The organism is Stenotrophomonas maltophilia (assembly GCF_001274595.1).
In the GTDB taxonomy this organism is placed as follows: Bacteria; Pseudomonadota; Gammaproteobacteria; order Xanthomonadales; family Xanthomonadaceae; genus Stenotrophomonas; species Stenotrophomonas forensis.
On record NZ_CP011010.1, the window covers coordinates 279,563 to 295,776 of the forward strand.

Sequence of the window (16,214 nt, forward strand, 5' to 3'; positions counted from 1 at the left end):
TGGCTGGTGCCGGCCGCTGGCCGGCATCACCACATCAGGCAACGACCAGCGTCACGTCGATGTTGCCGCGGGTGGCGTTGGAGTACGGGCAGACGATGTGCGCCTTCTGCACCAGTTCTTCCACCTGCTCGCGCGGCACGCCCGGCACGTTGATGGTCAGCTCGGCCTCGATGCCGAAACCGGTCGGGATCTGGCCGATGCCCACCTTGCCGGTGACCGTGGTGTCGGCCGGCAGCGCGACCTTGGCCTGGCCGGCCACGAACTTCAGCGCGCCCAGGAAGCAGGCCGAATAGCCGGCCGCGAACAGCTGCTCCGGGTTGGTGCCCGGGCCGCCGGCGCCGCCCAGCTCGCGCGGGGTCGACAGCTGGATGTCCAGCACGTTGTCGGACGAGACGGAACGGCCTTCGCGGCCGCCGGTGGAGGTGGCCTGGGCGGTGTACAGAACCTTTTCGATGGACATCGGGATGCTCCTGGTCGGTGGGTGGTGTTGCGTTGGAGCCTACTTTGCCCGGTTTCCAAGGACGCTGGGTGACAGCTCGTCCGCAAAATTTGATCGATCGTCCTGCCGGCCTAGAGCGTCCACTCGCGGTCGGTGGTGAACATGATGGTCAGCCAGCGGTCCGGCGAGGGCTCGCCCAGCGCGTCGCCGATCTCGTCACGCAGCTGGTCCCATTCCACCAGCGGCCGTGGCGGGTCGTTTTCCGGCACCACGAAGAACAGCTCGATCTGCTCGCCACGGCCCACCTGTGCCACGTAGCTGCGGTGCTCGACGAAGCCATGCTTCGCCACGATCGCGCGGGCCACCGCATCCACGTGCGCCTGCAGTTCCGGCGGGGTGACCAGCAGGATGCCGGCCAGCGCCCGGCGCACGGTACCCAGCGGCGCGATCATCACCAGCACACAGACGAAGGCCAGGATGGCCGGGTCGATGTAAGGGCCGACCCAGGCCCACGTCGTGCCCTGCACCAGCACGCCACCGAGGAAGGCCACCATGTAGCAGGCCGACATGCTCGCCGCCACCACCCAGTTCTTTGCATCCAGCGCGATGAACTCCGATCCGATGCGGCGATTGGCGCGCAGCACGAACCAGCCCAATGCGCTCTCGGCCACCAGTGACAGGCCGGCAAAGATGATCGCCGGCCCCAGCGCGATGTGGCGGCCACCGGACATCAGCGCATCCACCGCATTGACCAGCGCATACAGCGCCGCGCCGATCATCAGCGTGCCGCTGACCCCCAGCACGATCGGCTCCAGGTGCCAGAAGCCCATGGTGAAACGCTGGTTGAGCCGCGATTGCAGCGCATCGGTGTTGGTGGACAGTGCGATCAGCCGCGCGACCAGCAGCGACAGCCAGGTCATGACCACGTCGATCAGGCCGTAGATGCCGTCGAAGATGATCAACGAGGAATTGGCCAACAGGCCGAACACCACCGCGGCCATTGCCAGCAGCAGTGCACCGGCAATCGACAGGCGCAGCACGCCCTGTTCGGTGGCGGGGTCGAAGAAATGCGGTCGGTCGGCGGCCATGCCTGGATTGTAGAGCGGAGCCATGCTGCGCTGCCGTCGAAGGCGACGATGCTGTCCCCGATGGTCCCAGTGGCGTAGACTGCGCCCCTCCCACGCATCGACCCCGCCCTGCAGTGATCACGCCACCCTGACCCTTGCCGCACATCGGCAGCCGGCCCGCCCGGCTCAGGAACCCGTGTCTTTCCACTGCAGCGCCACGTGGCCATGCCCGCGTGTGCGCGGAGTTTTCCCATGCAAACGTCCTACCCCCTGCGCCAGCAATGGCTCGGCAACATCCGTGGCGACCTGCTGTCGGGCATCGTCGTCGCCCTGGCCCTGATTCCCGAGGCCATCGCCTTCTCGCTCATCGCCGGCGTCGACCCCAAGGTCGGCCTGTATGCCGCGTTCTCGATCGCGGTGATCACCGCCATCGCCGGTGGCCGCCCGGGCATGATCTCCGCTGCCACCGGCGCCATGGCGCTGGTGATGGTGGACCTGGTCAAGGACCACGGCCTGCAGTACCTGTTCGCGGCAAGCATCCTGGCCGGCCTGCTGCAGGTGCTGGCCGGGGTGTTCAAGCTCGGATCGCTGATGCGCTTCGTCTCGCGCTCGGTCATCACCGGCTTCGTCAACGCACTGGCCATCCTGATCTTCCTGGCACAGATGCCCGAGCTGATCGGCCGCGGTCCCACCGTGTACGTGCTGTGCGCCGCCGCACTGGCGATCATCTACCTGCTGCCGCGCATTACCCGTGCAGTTCCCTCGCCGCTGGTGGCCATCGTGGTGCTCACCGCCGTGGTGATCGGCTTCGGCGTGGACGTGCGCAGCGTGGGCGACATGGGCCAGCTGCCTGACAGCCTGCCGCACTTCCTGCTGCCGGATGTTCCGCTCACCTGGGAAACGTTGCGCATTCTGCTGCCGGTGTCAGCCACGCTGGCGGTGGTCGGCCTGCTCGAATCGATGATGACCCTGCAGATCGTCGAAGACATCACCGAAACGCCCAGCGAGCGCAACCGCGAATGCGTCGGCCAGGGCGTGGCCAACACGGTCACCGGCTTCCTCGGCGGCATGGCCGGCTGCGCGATGATCGGCCAGTCGGTCATCAACGTGACCTCCGGCGGCCGCGGGCGCCTGTCCTGCCTGGTGGCCGGCGTGGTGTTGCTGGTGCTGGTGGTGTACGGCAGCGAACTGGTGCGGCAGATTCCAATGGCGGCGCTGGTGGCGGTGATGATCATGGTCAGCATCGGCACCTTCAGCTGGTGCTCGCTGCGCGACCTGCGCACGCATCCGCGCAGTTCCTCCGCTGTCATGCTGCTGACCGTGGTGGTCACCGTGGCCACCCACGACCTGGCAAAGGGGGTGCTCAGCGGCGTGCTGCTGTCGGCGCTGTTCTTCGCCCGCAAGGTTGGCCGCATGCTGGACGTGCAGCGCGAAGATGCCGGTGACACGCAGGTCTACCGCGTGCGTGGCCAGCTGTTCTTCGCTTCGGGCGGCCAGCTGGGTGCGGCGTTTGACTATCAGCATGTGGCGCCGAAGGTGCAGATCGATCTGCGCGATGCCCACCTCTGGGACCTGACCGCCGTGGCCGCGCTGGAACGCGCTCAGGAAAAACTGGCCGCGCATGGCGCCAAGGTAACGGTGGTGGGCCTCAATGCCGCCAGCCAGACCCTCATCGAGCAGGTGGGCGGCGCGCGCGGCGGGCATTGATCGGGCAGGGTGGTAGCGCCGGGCCATGCCCGGCGGGCCAGCGGCAGCGATCAGGCGGTGCCTGCGGGTTGCTTGTCGGCTCGCACGATGAGATGCACCCCGAGCGCTGACAGTACCCGCTGCACGGTGTCGAAGCGTGGGTGTGCACCGGGGCGCAGCGCCTTGTACAGGCTTTCGCGTCCAAGGCCGGAGACCTCGGCAACACCGCTCATGCCACGAGCGCGCGCCACTGTTCCGAGTGCCTCCTGGAAGTGGCCCGCATCACCTGCTGCCAAGGCCTCGCTCAGATAGGTGGCGATTGCGACGTCATCTTCCAGATAGTCTGCGGGATCGAAGGGAATCGTCTTCAGCTTGCTCATGGGGAGAGTCCTGGGAATGGCGCCTCGTGCGTAACGCACAGCCAGCGCGCGAACGTCTCTCTTGCCTGGAGGATCGCCATGAATCGTATCCACAAGGATACATCGTTCAATTGGCAACTGCGTCAAAGCCTGGCGTGTCTGCGTAGCGCTCCCCGCCGCCATTCAGCCACCCGGTGTAAACTATTGATCTCACTGGCAATGCCAGACTCCACGATCAACGCCCCGATGACGTCCGCCACCGCCCGTTACGCCGATTCCCTGCGCCTGTCCGTTGCCCCGATGATGGACTGGACCGATCGCCATTGCCGCGTGTTCCATCGCGTGCTGGCGCCGGGCGCACGCCTGTACACGGAGATGGTGCACGCCAACGCGGTCATCCACGGCGACCGCGAGCGCCTGCTCGGCTTCGACCGCAGCGAACAGCCGCTGGCGCTGCAGCTGGGCGGCAGTGATTCAGCGCTGCTGGCGCAGGCCGCGCGCATTGCCGCCGAGTGGGGCTACGACGAGGTCAATCTCAACTGCGGCTGCCCGTCCGACCGCGTGCAGGCCGGGCGTTTCGGCGCCTGCCTGATGCGCGAGCCGGTACTGGTGGCCGAGTGCGTGGCGGCGATGGTCGATGCGGTGGATATCCCGGTCACGGTGAAGTGCCGCCTGGGCGTGGACGAAGACAACGATTACGCGGTGTTCGCCGCCTTCGTCGACCGCCAGGTCGCCGCAGGTGCCGCCATGGTCGTGGTGCACGCCCGCAACGCGTGGCTGAAGGGCCTGTCGCCGAAGGAGAACCGCGAGGTTCCGCCGCTGAAGTACGACTGGGCCTACCGCCTGAAGCAGGAGCGCCCGGCGCTGCCGGTGGTGCTCAACGGTGGCCTGGCCAGCCTCGAGGCGGTGCAGGCGCAGGCCGCGCACGTCGACGGCGTGATGCTGGGCCGCGCGGCCTACCACGACCCCTATCTGCTGCATCAGCTGGAGGCGCTGCACACCGGCGCCCCGCTGCAGGCCCGTGGCGACCTGCTGCGCGCGCTGCGCCCCTATGTGGAAGCGCGCCTGGGCGAAGGCCTGGCGTTGAAGCACATCACCCGCCACCTGCTCGGCCTGTTCCATGGCCAGCCCGGTGGCCGCGCATTCCGCCAGGTGCTGAGCGAGGGCGCACACCGCCCGGGCGCCGACTGGAGCCTGGTCGAGCAGGCGCTGGCGGTCACCGAACGCGATGCGGATCGCGTCGCAGCGTGACCGAAGTCACATTCCTGACTTGACAAGGGGCGGCGATTCGTCCCGAATGTTCACTTAGCTGAACAACGCAGCGGTGGGACCGGAAAAGTTCAGACCGGATTCACTGCCCCAAACCAAGAATTTGCAAAGGATTTGTAAAGCGCCGGGTCCCGAACCCGGCACCCGGATTTACGACTTTTGAACGAATCGCCGAGCTCGGCTAGGATCGCATCGATGTCTTCCGCTCCCTTCCACCGCCGCATTGCCCTGGCCACCTGCGTGCTGCTGGCGGCTGCGCCGTTGTCTTCGGCGCTGGCGCAACAGCCGCCGCGCGGCGACCAGGGGCGGGCGGAGATGATGGAGCGGGGCGAGCGCGGCAACCGTGGCGACGAGCGTTCGCTGTCCGATGCCGTGCGCCGCGTGCAGCGCACCACCGGCGGCCACATCCTCGGTGCCGAGCGCGTGCCGTTCGATGGTCGTGACATCAACCGGGTGAAATACATGGACGACCGGGGCCGGGTCCGCTACATGGACGACCCCGCCCCGTCGCGTTCACAGCCGCGCACGCCGCGGTCGGATATGTCATCACTACGCGGCGATAACCCCTGAACAGGGATAGTTGTCGCTATCAACCCGTACCCCACAGGCCTCCGGGCCACACCCAGGACACTAGGGAGAGTTCATGCGTATCCTTCTGGTCGAAGACGAAGCCCCGCTGCGTGAGACCCTGGCAGCCCGGCTCAAGCGCGAAGGCTTTGCCGTCGATGCTGCGCAGGACGGCGAGGAAGGCCTCTACATGGGGCGCGAAGTCCCGTTCGATGTCGGCATCATCGACCTCGGCCTGCCCAAGATGTCGGGCATGGAGCTGATCAAGGCCCTGCGTGACGAAGGCAAGAAGTTCCCGGTGCTGATCCTGACCGCGCGTTCGAGCTGGCAGGACAAGGTCGAGGGCCTGAAGCAGGGCGCCGACGATTACCTGGTCAAGCCGTTCCACGTCGAAGAGCTGCTGGCCCGCGTCAACGCGCTGCTGCGCCGCGCCGCCGGCTGGAGCAAGCCGACCCTGGAATGCGGCCCGGTCGCCCTGGATCTGGCCGCCCAGACCGTCAGCGTGGCCGGCAGCAATGTCGACCTGACCAGCTACGAGTACAAGGTGCTGGAGTACCTGATGATGCATGCCGGTGAACTGGTCTCCAAGGCCGACCTCACCGAGCACATCTACCAGCAGGACTTCGACCGCGACTCGAACGTGCTGGAAGTGTTCATCGGCCGCCTGCGCAAGAAGCTGGACCCGGATGGCGAACTGAAGCCGATCGAGACCGTGCGTGGTCGCGGCTACCGTTTCGCGATCCCGCGCAACGAGGGCTGAGCCGGCTCACCCTGGCGATAACACGATGTCCGGCCGTCTGTGGTTCTTCCGACGCTGGCGGCCGCGCTCACTGCAGGCGCGCCAGATGTTCGCCGCGTCCGTGGGCCTGGTCGCGTTCCTGGCGCTGGCCGGTTACGCGCTCGACGCCGCCTTCGCCGACACGGCGAAGGCGAACCTGCGTGAGCGCCTGAAGAACTACGCCACCGCCTACGCGGCCGGCATCGACTTCACCCGCGACCGCTCGCTGTACATCCGCGAGCAGCCGCCGGATTCGCGCTTCGACGTTCCGGGCAGCGGCCTGTACCTGCAGGTGGTGATGCCGCACGGCAAGGGCAATTCGATGTCCGCCGAAGGCCCGATGCTGCCCACCGTCGGCGGTGGCCTGCTGGCGCCGCGCCAGGAAGTGTTCGAAGGCCCGCTGCCGATGATCCAGATCGACGGCAGCCAGGGCTCGGTGTACCGCTATGGCCTGGGCCTGGTGTGGGATGCCGACGCTGACCCCGCCACCGAATTCCCGTACACCATCTACGTGATGGAAGACTCGCGCGCGCTGGGCGCGCAGCTGCGCGTGTTCCGCAGCCGGGTCTGGTTCTACCTCGGTGGCATCGGCCTGATCCTGCTGCTGCTGCAGACCGTCATCCTGCAGTGGAGCCTGCGCCCGCTGCGGCGGGTCATTACCGAGCTGACCAAGGTGCAGCGTGGTGAGACCGCGCGCATGAGCGAGCGCCACCCGCGCGAGCTGGAGCCGCTGACCGACAGCATCAACGCCTTCATCGAGAGTGAGCGCGAGAACCTGGAGCGCCAGCGCAACACCCTGGCCGACCTGGCGCACAGCCTGAAGACGCCGATCGCGGTGCTGCGCACGCAGATGGACAGCGGTGCCGGTGATGGCGCGCTGCGCGAAGAACTGGACGTGCAGCTGCAGCGCATGAACAACCTGGTCTCGTACCAGCTGGCACGCGCGGCGTCGTCGGGCCACAAGCTGTTCTCCGCCCCGCTGCCGATCGAATCCAACGCCGAGGAAATCGTGCGCGGCCTGGAGAAGGTCTACGCCTCCAAGGGCGTGCTGTGCGAGTTCGACATCGACCCGGCCGCGCGCTTCCACGGTGAACCGGGCGACCTGCAGGAGCTGCTCGGCAACCTGCTGGAAAACGCCTTCAAGTGGGCCAACCGCCGCGTGCTGCTGACCGCGCAGCCGCTGCCGGCACCGAACGCGCGTCGCGCCGGCCTGCTGCTGGCGGTGGACGACGATGGCCCGGGCATCGCCCCGGACGACATCGGCAAGGTGCTGCAGCGTGGCGTGCGCGGCGACGAGCGCGTGCAGGGCCATGGCATCGGCCTGTCGATCGTGCAGGACCTGATCAAGGATTACCGCGGCGAACTGGCCGTCGGCCGTTCCAGCGAACTTGGCGGCGCCCGCTTCGAAGTGCGCCTGCCGCCGGGGCCGTAAACCGCGCGTTCCCGTCCGCCGGGAATCGCCTGGCGCAACAACACGTGGTGTTCCGGTAGTGCCGGCCGCTGGCCGGCAACCTGGCAATGCCACCGAAGATCATGAGCTTGCCGGCCAGCGGCCGGCACTACCGTTGTTCGAACGCCGGCGGCTCGCCATAGAACCGCCGCAGCTGCGCGGCCACCTCCGGCAACGCCTGCTGCAGCAGATCCGGTGCCGAGAAGTGGTACTCGCTGGCCACCGCGAAGAACTCTTCCGGCGCCTCGGCCGCATACGGATCGATCAGCGTTTCCTCACCCGCATCCACCTGCGCACAGAACGCGTCGTAGGCACGCTGGAAAATGCCGGCCCACTCGCGCTGCCATTGCCGTGGCAGCGGCGGCGTGCCATCCATTGCGCCATCCAGCGCATCCAGCTTGTGCACCATCTCGTGCACCGCCACGCAGTAACCCTCGTGCGGCGCGGCCAGGTCGGCCTGCACATCGGCCCAGGACAGGATCAACGGACCGCTGTCCCACGACTCGCCAATCAGCTCGTCATCCCATTCGTGCAGCACGCCGGCCGCATCCATGTGGCTGCGGTGCACGCGGAACGCATCGGGGTAGACGATCAGCTGCGACCAGCCTTCCAGCCCCACCTCGCCGAACTCCAGCAGCGGCAGGCAGCACAGCGCGGCCAGCAGCACGCCATCGCCGGGCTGCAGCTGCAGCTCGCCGATGGGGGTGATGGTCTTCTCGTGCAGGAAGCGCGTGGCCAGCACGCGCAGGCGCGCGCGACGCGCGTCGTCCAGGCCGTGCAACCAGGCCGCGCGGCGGCAGGCGTTATCCCAAAGCGCATCGTCAATCGGCCGCGGCGCAGGCCGCAGCCACTGCAGCAACGACTTGATCAGCGGAACATTCCCGGCAGGTAGCTGTGCCACTTCGGTGCACGGATGCGCGGCAGCATGTCGTCATCGCTGCCACCGCCGCCGGTAGTCGTGCTGGCGGCCGGGCGTACCGGTGCCGCCTTGGTGCTTGCGGCCGATGCGCTGGCAGTGGGTGCGCGCTGCGAAGCGGCATCGCCATTGGAGGACACGCAGGCCCCACGGCTGTCGTCCAGCGCTGCCGTTGCAGACGCCGCGAAGGGCATCATCAGCAGGATCAGGCAATGGGCATAACGGCGCATTGACGACATCCACGTTAAGGGAAGGTGAGTTCCCGATTCTAGCCCGAACCCGGCGCCCCGTTGGAAGCCCCCGCAGAACCCAGCGTGGCGGGCGTCGCTGGCGGCTTTCCCGCATAATTCCTTCCTGACTTCGTGGAAGCTGCCGTGGACGATCGCCAATTGCTGGCCAAACTCGCTGCCGGTCGCCTGTCCGGCGACGCCCTGGCCCGTGAGCTGGGCCAGACCCGGGCGGCCATTTGGAAGCGCATTCAAGGACTTAGGGCTGCCGGCGTGGGCGTGGAAGGCCGTGCTGGCGAGGGCTATGGCCTGACCCGTCCGGTCGACCTGCTGGACCCGGACGCGATCCGCGCCGGCCTGCCTGCCGCGGTTCTGCCGCTGCTGCACGACCTGCAGGTGGCCTGGACGGTGGACTCCACCAACGCCGAATTGCTGCGTTGCAGCGCGCCCCAGCGCGGGGTGAGCGTCCTTTTGGCCGAACGCCAGACCGGTGGCCGCGGCCGTCGTGGCCGTACCTGGGCCTCGCCGCTGGCCGCGCACATCTACCTGTCGGTGCTGCGCCTGTATTCCGGTGGCCTCGGCCGCCTGGCCGGGCTGAGCCTGGTGGCCGGCATCGCCGTGGCCGAAGCGCTGCACGACCTTGGTTTCACCCAGGCGCAGCTGAAGTGGCCGAATGACCTGATCGTCGATGGCCGCCGCAAGCTGGTCGGCCTGCTCGCCGAAGGCGGTGGCGAATACGCCGGCCCGGCGCGCGCAGTGATCGGCATCGGCATCAACACGCACATGCCGCCCGCGTTCGCCGAGCAGATCACCCAGCCGTGGGTGGATCTGGACACGCTGGCCGGCAAGCCGGTGGATCGCAACGTGGTCGTTGCGGCGGTGCTGACGCGGCTGCTGCCGGCGCTGGAGGAATTCGATCGCGAAGGCCTCGCACCGTTCCTGCCGCGCTACGCCGCCTTCGACATGCTGGCCGGGCGCGAAGTGCGCGTGGAGCTGGAAGGGCAGTGGCAGCACGGCACCGCACTGGGCCTGGCCGATGACGGCGCGCTGCGCGTGCGCATCGATGGCCAGGAACGCCTGCTGCACGCCGGCGAAGTCAGCGTGAGGGCGGCATGAGCGATTGGTTGTTCGACCTCGGCAACTCGCGCTTCAAGTTCGCGCCGTTGCAGGGTGACCGTGCCGGCGACGTGCAGGCCTGGGCGCATGGCGCTGAAGGCATGGCCGGGCAGCCACCGCACAGCCTGCCCAGCGGCACCACCGCGTTCGTCGCCAGCGTGGCCGCACCGTCGCTGACCAGCGCCATGCTGGACCAGCTGCAGCGCCGCTTCGAACACGTGCACGTGGTGCGCACCAGCGCCGAATGCGCGGGCGTGCGCATTGCCTATGCCAAGCCGGAAAAGTTCGGTGTTGATCGCTTCCTGGCCCTGCTGGCCGCCGCCAAGGCGCAGCGCCCGGTGCTGGTGGTTGGCGTGGGCACCGCGTTGACCATTGACCTGCTCGACGCCGAGGGCCAGCACCACGGCGGCCGTATCTCCGCATCGCCCACCACCATGCGCGAAGCACTGCACGCGCGTGCGGTGCAGCTGCCGGCCACTGGTGGCGACTACAGCGAATTCGCCAACGACACCGCCGACGCGCTGGCCTCCGGCTGCGATGGCGCGGCCGTGGCGCTGATCGAACGCAGCGCACAGCAGGCGCACGCGCTGCTGGGCGTGGCACCGTCGCTGCTGGTGCACGGTGGTGGCGCACCGGCGCTGATGCCGCTGCTGCCCGGCGCCGACTACCACCCGTCGCTGGTGCTGGATGGCCTCGCCCGCTGGGCGGTGCACCAGCCCGCAGGCTAGTATCCGCGCATGCTGACCCGTGCCCTGATCGTCGTACTGGCCATCCTGAATCTTGGCGTCGCCTGCTGGTGGCTGCTGCGCGATGCACCGCAACCGCCTGCGCCCGCGCCGCAACCTGCCGGCGTGGCCGAGCTGCGTTGGGTGCCGGGTGGGGATGATGCGAATGCCGCTGCCGAAGCCACCGCTGCCGCCCCGACCGCACCGCTGATGGAGCGCGAACCGGCCGAGAAGACCGCCGTGGCAGCGACGCCCGCGCCTGCGGTGCCGGCCAAGCCGGAGCTGGCCAAGCCGCAGGTGGCTGAGGCCGTACCTGCACCGGCACCCGTGGCCGTTGCTGCAGCCGTCAAACCTGCGCCCGCACCAGTTGCGGAAAAGCCCGCGACGCCGCCAGCCGCCCCGGAGCCGCCGCGCTGTGTCGCATTGGGACCATTTGCCGACCGCGCCGCCGCGACCGCCGCGCAGGGCAAGGCCGGCAATGCCATCAGCCAGGTGCGCCTGCGCGAACAGCCCGCCGCCAGCGGCAGTGCCCGCTACCGCGTGCTGCTGCCGGCCGCCGCCAACCGGGAAGAAGCGCAGGCCACGGTGAAGCGCATCGTCGCCGCCGGCCTGAGCGACTACTACATCATCAGCCAGGGCGAGGACATCAACGCCGTGGCGCTGGGCCAGTACCGCAACCGCGAGGGCGCCGAGCGCCGCGTGGCGGCGGTGCAGGCCGCCGGCTTCCAGCCGCGCCTGGTGGCCAGCGGCGACGTCGGCCAATGGTGGCTGGAAGGCCAGCTGGCGGCGGGCACGCAGCCGGCCCAGGCCCAGCAGCGCAGCGGCGCGGCGCAGAGCCGGTCGCTGGAATGCGCGCGGTTGCGCTAGAATCCCCGGACCGCGGCGCTGCCGCCGGTGATCCAACCTTGCCGCTTTAGCTCAGTTGGTAGAGCAACTGTCTTGTAAACAGTAGGTCATCCGTTCGATTCGGATAAGCGGCACCATCTTCCGATCCACTGGCATCCGTAGATCTCCACGGTGCACAGTCAACCCGCTGAAATCGCGGGGTTTTTTTTGTGCCTCTTTGTCCCCCGGTCGTCCATGAGCATCCGCCCGCATAAGGGGGTGCAATCGGGGGTAGAGCCGCGGCCCATGTCGGCGCGTGAGCTGAGCTCGGCTGTGGCTAGTAAAATCCCTGTCGTCAAGTCGAAGTTCGATGAGCTTGGGGGGACTCGGGCGTCGTGGTTGAGCTGATCTATAGAGTGACTCGACCACGCTCACCACGTCCTATATCGTGATGCAGAGGGCGCATGAAGAGAGCTTAGCGAGGTCTGACGCCTTCAGGGAGCTTGATGCGGACGTTTCAGCGCTGCTAAACGATTGCTACAAGTCCGCGGCCGATCCGAGCCTCTTGCTTCGACCGCAATCGCCGTAGATCTCGTCTGGCTCGCCCACTGGCTCGGTTTGCTGGTCTGCGCCTTGCGGTGGCCATCCCTTGGCGGCCACTTGGTCCAGTCAGGAGGAGCATGTTGCTTTCGTGGCCCCTGCGGTACGAGCGAACCGACCAAAACCGTCTCCTTCCTCAACGGAAGAATCGCTATGAGGCGCGAGGGCCGCGTCCGCGACGTACCCGTTCTTATCGGGGCCGAATGGATGTCCTTGGCGAGCCAGCGGCTTATCCCTGGGCCATTGATCATCCCACCATTGGCAAGAGTGAGAGGGGGCGGCGAGTGCATTGCCATTGGCTGAGCCCATGCCAAGGCGGCTCAAGGGAGGGGCAAGCTTCCTTCAGCGTAACGATGGACGAAGAGTGATTTGCAAGAACTGAACATTCATTCTCTGTCGTTCTCCGCCCAGTCCCTAAGCAGCCTCGCTGTCTTCTTGGCTTCTAGAGTTCGGGGTCCCTGTGACCTATATGCTCGGGCAATTCCCGAGCGAATGGACTGCTCGAGTGCTGGAAAGCTGGCCAATATGAGCTGTCTGTATCGCGAAGAATCCGCGACCTGAATGACGCCGGCATCTAGCATCGTCAAGGATGCAAGTAGCCCAACTGCCGATGTACGTGGATCGGCCAATTGAATTCGGCTCGAAATCACCTCGAGCACTCTCCAGCGTTCATCTTCGGGAAGATTCATGCAGGTCCAAAGCCAGTCAGCTGGGAAGCCCACCCATGTCCAGCCGAGCTCAATGAGCCGAGAAACCCAAAGCATGGCTTGCCTGAGTGTGATCCATCCGTGTCGAGAAGCCATGATGATCAGCGAGTGCAATGCCGCGGATGGAACTCCGGTAGAAGCGGTTGCGATAGCCCGGAGGCTGAGCTCTTCTGCAATCAACGTGAAGCCATGGAACTTTGCGGCGTGGAAGGTGGCGAATGTCTCTGGCCCCAAGGCATCCAGAAGCTGAGCTGCTTCACAAGATAGCGGGACTGTCGGCACGTCGATAATTCTGCACTGGCTAATGATCTTCGATACTCTCTTCCAGAACTCAAGCAGAGCAACCCGCTCAGCGGCGCTTCTGCTTGTGATGCAAAGGTTGCCCTGCTCGTCAAGATTCATATGTCCGACTGATCGACGTCGTTCACGCTCCTCGGCGCGCCAGTCACAAAGTTGAGCGATCGCTAGCTTAGTGATTCGGGGTGGCTTGAATAGGCGGCCGGCAAAGTCCTCGGCGTCGATTGTGGCAAGCAGAAGAACGGTCGTTGCGTCCAGTATCCATCCGTTGGATGCGTTCAGTGTGCATTCGTCAGCCTCAATATCGGGAGTGGTCCCAGAATGAGAATGCGGTGTCCAGAACTTGGACTTGTAGATGAACTCTCTAGGGCTTGTTTGGAACTGCTTTGCCATCAGCACAGCTGGAAAGTTTCCCTGCTTCGCGAGATCAAGCTGTTCTTCCACAGCCCGGTGGCGCGCACTTAGCATCCTCTTGGCTTCTGCCAGTTGGAATTCGATATCTCCACTGATGCGCTGAACGCCCGTTTGCTCCTTTGAGCTCAAGCCGATCTGCTGCATTGCCTCGGCATACAGGATTTCGGACGGTCCACGAATGGATCTAATCTCCGCAACCTTCCCGTCAAACGGGTCTCCGATAAGCGTCACGGTGGCACCGGATCGCTGGCCTATAAGCTGCTCGATCCAAGGATGGTGGATGGGATCTAACGAGCGAATGCCAGGCAGCGACGGTGCTCCGGTCTTGCTGATGTAAAATTCGTCGTCGACCTGATTTTCGATGTGAATGGCCACGATCGTACCGCGCTGCACGGTATCAACGCGCCTAGGTGACTTACGGTTAACGCCAAGCGCGAAGACCTGTGACGCGCGTCCTGGCGTGACTAGGTCATTGCGCAACAGTTCAATGGCGTCTGCATCGTCTTCCTTAATGCCCAGAATTACCCGCGCCTGCATCAACAAAATGTAGTCATCGGGCGACTTGGCTTTGGGCTTTTCCAACGTCATGAAGAGCTTTCTTGCCTCCCGTGTTCTCCCCATATTCACTGCTAGCCTTGCCCAGTCACGTACAGACTGGGTCGTCGCATTAGGAGCAACGATGGCCTCTTGGAGTGTGTCCAAAGCCTGGCCGCGATCACCAGCCTGATAGTACGCCTGCGCAAGCCGTGTCCGCACTTCGGTGCTTTCGGGGTTGCTTTGATGGACTCTCTCCAATGTGAAGATGGATCCAGAAAAATCCAAATTGTCGGATTGCGTCTCTGCCAAGACCATCGCGGCATGCTCGTTGATCAGCTCTCCCGAGCCTGCGAACGCAATCTCCTTAAGGCGAGGGATCCAACGGCCGAGTGACATGCCGGCTCCGCTCATCGCTAAGGGCGTCGCGATTCCGAGCACTGCTTCGGAAGTCATGCCCGTCGGATCTATCTGCTGAAGAATGCGGTCAATCTCGCGCTTGTTAGCATCGGAGGCGCGTCTATGCTGCGTCGCCAGCCATCCGAGAAGCGGCATGGATTCGCCGTGGTCACTGACATGCCCAATGCCGTCACTAATGACGCTCTGCAGATCGTCGGTTCGTAAACGAATTCGCAACCGCTCTACATGTGCAATCGAACTCTCTACGGGTGTGACGCGGGGGCCAGAAAGCACCTGCTGCACGATGGTGCTTGCCTCGGACAACCGATTTGCCGAAGTGAGTGAAGATGCATAGGCGAGCTTCGCAATCGCATCGATGGCATGATCGGACGCAGCGCCTTCATCCGGAGGCTGAATGCTACTGTCATGTTCGCAGAGAAGGCATCGGTGGATCCAGATGTCACGTTGCCCGCTCTTAGTTGCAAGCGCCTCATCCCACGAGCTCGCGGAATCGGCAAATCGTCCAGCGGCACGATATGCTGCGCCGAGATTGGTCAGGATAACCCTCTGGAGGGATGAATTTTCCGGAGCTTTGACGGAGTCAAGGTGTTGCTGTAGGAGAGAAATGATCCGGGATATTTCCCTGTGATCGGAGTTGTCCGTTGCAATTACTAGAGCGTTGGCAAGCTCGTTGATCTGAACGCCGAGCGCCAAGTACGGGCGAGTGGATCGTGCGACTCCAAACCAATGAGCGGCGCGATGTGGATCACCCAGCGCTGCTGCTGAATCGGCAAGTGCCACCGCTATTTTGTCTAGCCTGTCGCCAAGATGATCCTTCGCGAATGCCTCGAGATCCGTAATTTCCGCGCCTCCGCGTTTGGCGCGAAGCCGAACGCAGCCGCCGACAGACTCTGCGAGCGTGGCATCTGTTGCTGAAGAGAGAGCGAGATTGGCGAGTCTGTCTGCTACATCAGTCTGATCAAGTTCCTCCGCTGCCAATGCCCCAAGAATTAGGAGTTGCGCATTTGGCACTTGGCACTCGGCCTCAGTCTCTGCAATTGCCAGAACGTCCGAATAGCTTTCCATGCCGTAGAGTGCGCGGCACCGAATACGCTTGACCGCACTCTCACTTGTAGACACCCCTCGCGCGTCGAGTATGGCTAGTGCTCGCAGTGGCATCCCGTTATTGATCCAATCTTCTGCGGTTCTGAGGTCATCCGGTAGTGATTGGTCAATCTCAGCGGTCAAGCTCGGCATCGTGCCGTTAATGAGCCCTAGGTACTCACCGATTACCCGCACATCTGATGGATGCATCACGAAGTCAATGAGATGCTTCTTCAGCATAGGTGAGGCCTGGACGATAGATGCCAGATCTTCCAGCGCGATTATCGATACCCTGTTGGTCTTTCCGTGCAGACAAGCATTCCTGGCATGCTGCTGCAACCTCGCATCTCTGCTGTTTAGGGTAACAATGCAGTAGTAGTCGAGAGGTGGATCGAACTCGTGGCACAGCTTCAACTCCTTGTCGAAGATGGCTGTAGTGAGCTTTGATCGAGCATACGCCTTGCACTGGTATCCCCAATGAGCAAGGTCGGGCCTACGGGCGTGAACATACACGTCGACGCCATTCTGTATCTGGCCGCTAACGCCAATGCGCTGGGCCTCCAGCTCGGGCTGATGCTTGTCGTTAACGTGGAGGAGCACGAGCTCCTCGAGCATCTCGCTGTCAAGTGAATTCAACCAGCTATTGATAAGATTGCTTGCCATGGGCTTCTAGAGATCCATTTCCAGTTCTTGCCGGAGCGCGAGGTGTATGTGCACCGCAGTCTAACTTCCCAG

14 protein-coding genes and 1 tRNA gene are annotated in these 16,214 nt (G+C 64.9%); 9 read left to right on the plus strand and 6 right to left on the minus strand.

The window, feature by feature from the left end; genetic code table 11:
• Positions 1-34: 34 nt before the first annotated feature.
• Together VN11_RS01235 and VN11_RS01240 are read right to left on the minus strand one after the other, a co-directional pair.
• On the minus strand, positions 35-460 hold the full coding sequence (locus VN11_RS01235; RefSeq protein WP_005411948.1) for an organic hydroperoxide resistance protein: 426 nt from the start codon (positions 458-460) through the stop codon (positions 35-37).
• Between the two features lie 110 nt (positions 461-570).
• A complete protein-coding gene (locus VN11_RS01240; RefSeq protein WP_053448518.1) occupies positions 571-1,551 on the minus strand; it encodes a cation diffusion facilitator family transporter in 981 nt (326 codons plus the stop codon).
• 207 nt (positions 1,552-1,758) lie between these two features.
• Between VN11_RS01240 and VN11_RS01245 the strand changes: the two genes are divergently transcribed.
• Positions 1,759-3,213, plus strand: a complete 1,455-nt coding sequence (locus VN11_RS01245; protein ID WP_053448519.1) for a SulP family inorganic anion transporter — start codon at positions 1,759-1,761, stop codon at positions 3,211-3,213.
• Positions 3,214-3,263: 50 nt separating this feature from the next.
• Here VN11_RS01245 and VN11_RS01250 read toward each other — a convergent pair whose 3' ends face one another.
• Entirely contained in the window at positions 3,264-3,572 is a 309-nt protein-coding gene (locus VN11_RS01250) for an addiction module antidote protein (RefSeq protein ID WP_053448520.1), read from the minus strand.
• A 198-nt stretch (positions 3,573-3,770) separates the two neighbouring features.
• On the opposite strand from VN11_RS01250, the gene dusA reads away from it, so the two are divergent.
• The 4 genes from dusA (at position 3,771) to VN11_RS01270 (ending at position 7,597) form a co-directional block, all read left to right on the plus strand.
• Positions 3,771-4,802 carry a tRNA dihydrouridine(20/20a) synthase DusA gene (gene dusA, locus VN11_RS01255; RefSeq protein WP_053448521.1) on the plus strand — a complete coding sequence of 344 codons (1,032 nt, stop codon included), beginning with the start codon at positions 3,771-3,773 and terminating at the stop codon, positions 4,800-4,802.
• Between the two features lie 213 nt (positions 4,803-5,015).
• Positions 5,016-5,390 carry a hypothetical protein gene (locus tag VN11_RS01260; RefSeq protein WP_053448522.1) on the plus strand — a complete coding sequence of 125 codons (375 nt, stop codon included), beginning with the start codon at positions 5,016-5,018 and terminating at the stop codon, positions 5,388-5,390.
• A gap of 73 nt (positions 5,391-5,463) precedes the next feature.
• Entirely contained in the window at positions 5,464-6,147 is a 684-nt protein-coding gene (locus VN11_RS01265) for a response regulator transcription factor (RefSeq protein WP_004136763.1), read from the plus strand.
• Between the two features lie 25 nt (positions 6,148-6,172).
• A complete protein-coding gene (locus VN11_RS01270) occupies positions 6,173-7,597 on the plus strand; it encodes an ATP-binding protein (protein WP_008268038.1) in 1,425 nt (474 codons plus the stop codon).
• Positions 7,598-7,724: 127 nt separating this feature from the next.
• On the opposite strand, the gene VN11_RS01275 is transcribed toward VN11_RS01270, so the two are convergent.
• Both VN11_RS01275 and VN11_RS01280 read right to left on the minus strand, forming a co-directional pair.
• Positions 7,725-8,516 (minus strand): zinc-dependent peptidase, encoded by a 792-nt coding sequence (locus VN11_RS01275; protein WP_180878682.1) that lies wholly within the window; start codon positions 8,514-8,516, stop codon positions 7,725-7,727.
• The gene (locus VN11_RS01280; RefSeq protein ID WP_049399853.1) at positions 8,483-8,761 is read right to left on the minus strand and encodes a hypothetical protein; all 279 of its coding nucleotides are present in this window, start codon (positions 8,759-8,761) and stop codon (positions 8,483-8,485) included. Before VN11_RS01280 ends, VN11_RS01275 begins: the two co-directional genes overlap by 34 nt.
• A gap of 144 nt (positions 8,762-8,905) precedes the next feature.
• Here VN11_RS01280 and birA point away from each other — a divergent pair, with 144 nt between their 5' ends.
• The 4 genes from birA (at position 8,906) to VN11_RS01300 (ending at position 11,582) form a co-directional block, all read left to right on the plus strand.
• Positions 8,906-9,874, plus strand: a complete 969-nt coding sequence (gene birA / locus VN11_RS01285) for a bifunctional biotin--[acetyl-CoA-carboxylase] ligase/biotin operon repressor BirA (protein WP_053448524.1) — start codon at positions 8,906-8,908, stop codon at positions 9,872-9,874.
• Entirely contained in the window at positions 9,871-10,602 is a 732-nt protein-coding gene (locus VN11_RS01290) for a type III pantothenate kinase (RefSeq protein ID WP_053448525.1), read from the plus strand. Before birA ends, VN11_RS01290 begins: the two co-directional genes overlap by 4 nt.
• Positions 10,603-10,611: 9 nt before the next feature.
• Positions 10,612-11,466, plus strand: a complete 855-nt coding sequence (locus tag VN11_RS01295; RefSeq protein ID WP_053448526.1) for an SPOR domain-containing protein — start codon at positions 10,612-10,614, stop codon at positions 11,464-11,466.
• A 40-nt stretch (positions 11,467-11,506) separates the two neighbouring features.
• A tRNA-Thr gene (locus VN11_RS01300) sits at positions 11,507-11,582 on the plus strand.
• Positions 11,583-12,410: 828 nt separating this feature from the next.
• Here the strand turns inward: VN11_RS01300 and VN11_RS22100 are convergent.
• Positions 12,411-16,142: a tetratricopeptide repeat protein gene (locus VN11_RS22100; RefSeq protein ID WP_148564915.1), complete on the minus strand. Its 3,732-nt coding sequence runs from the start codon at positions 16,140-16,142 to the stop codon at positions 12,411-12,413.
• Positions 16,143-16,214: the final 72 nt, after the last annotated feature.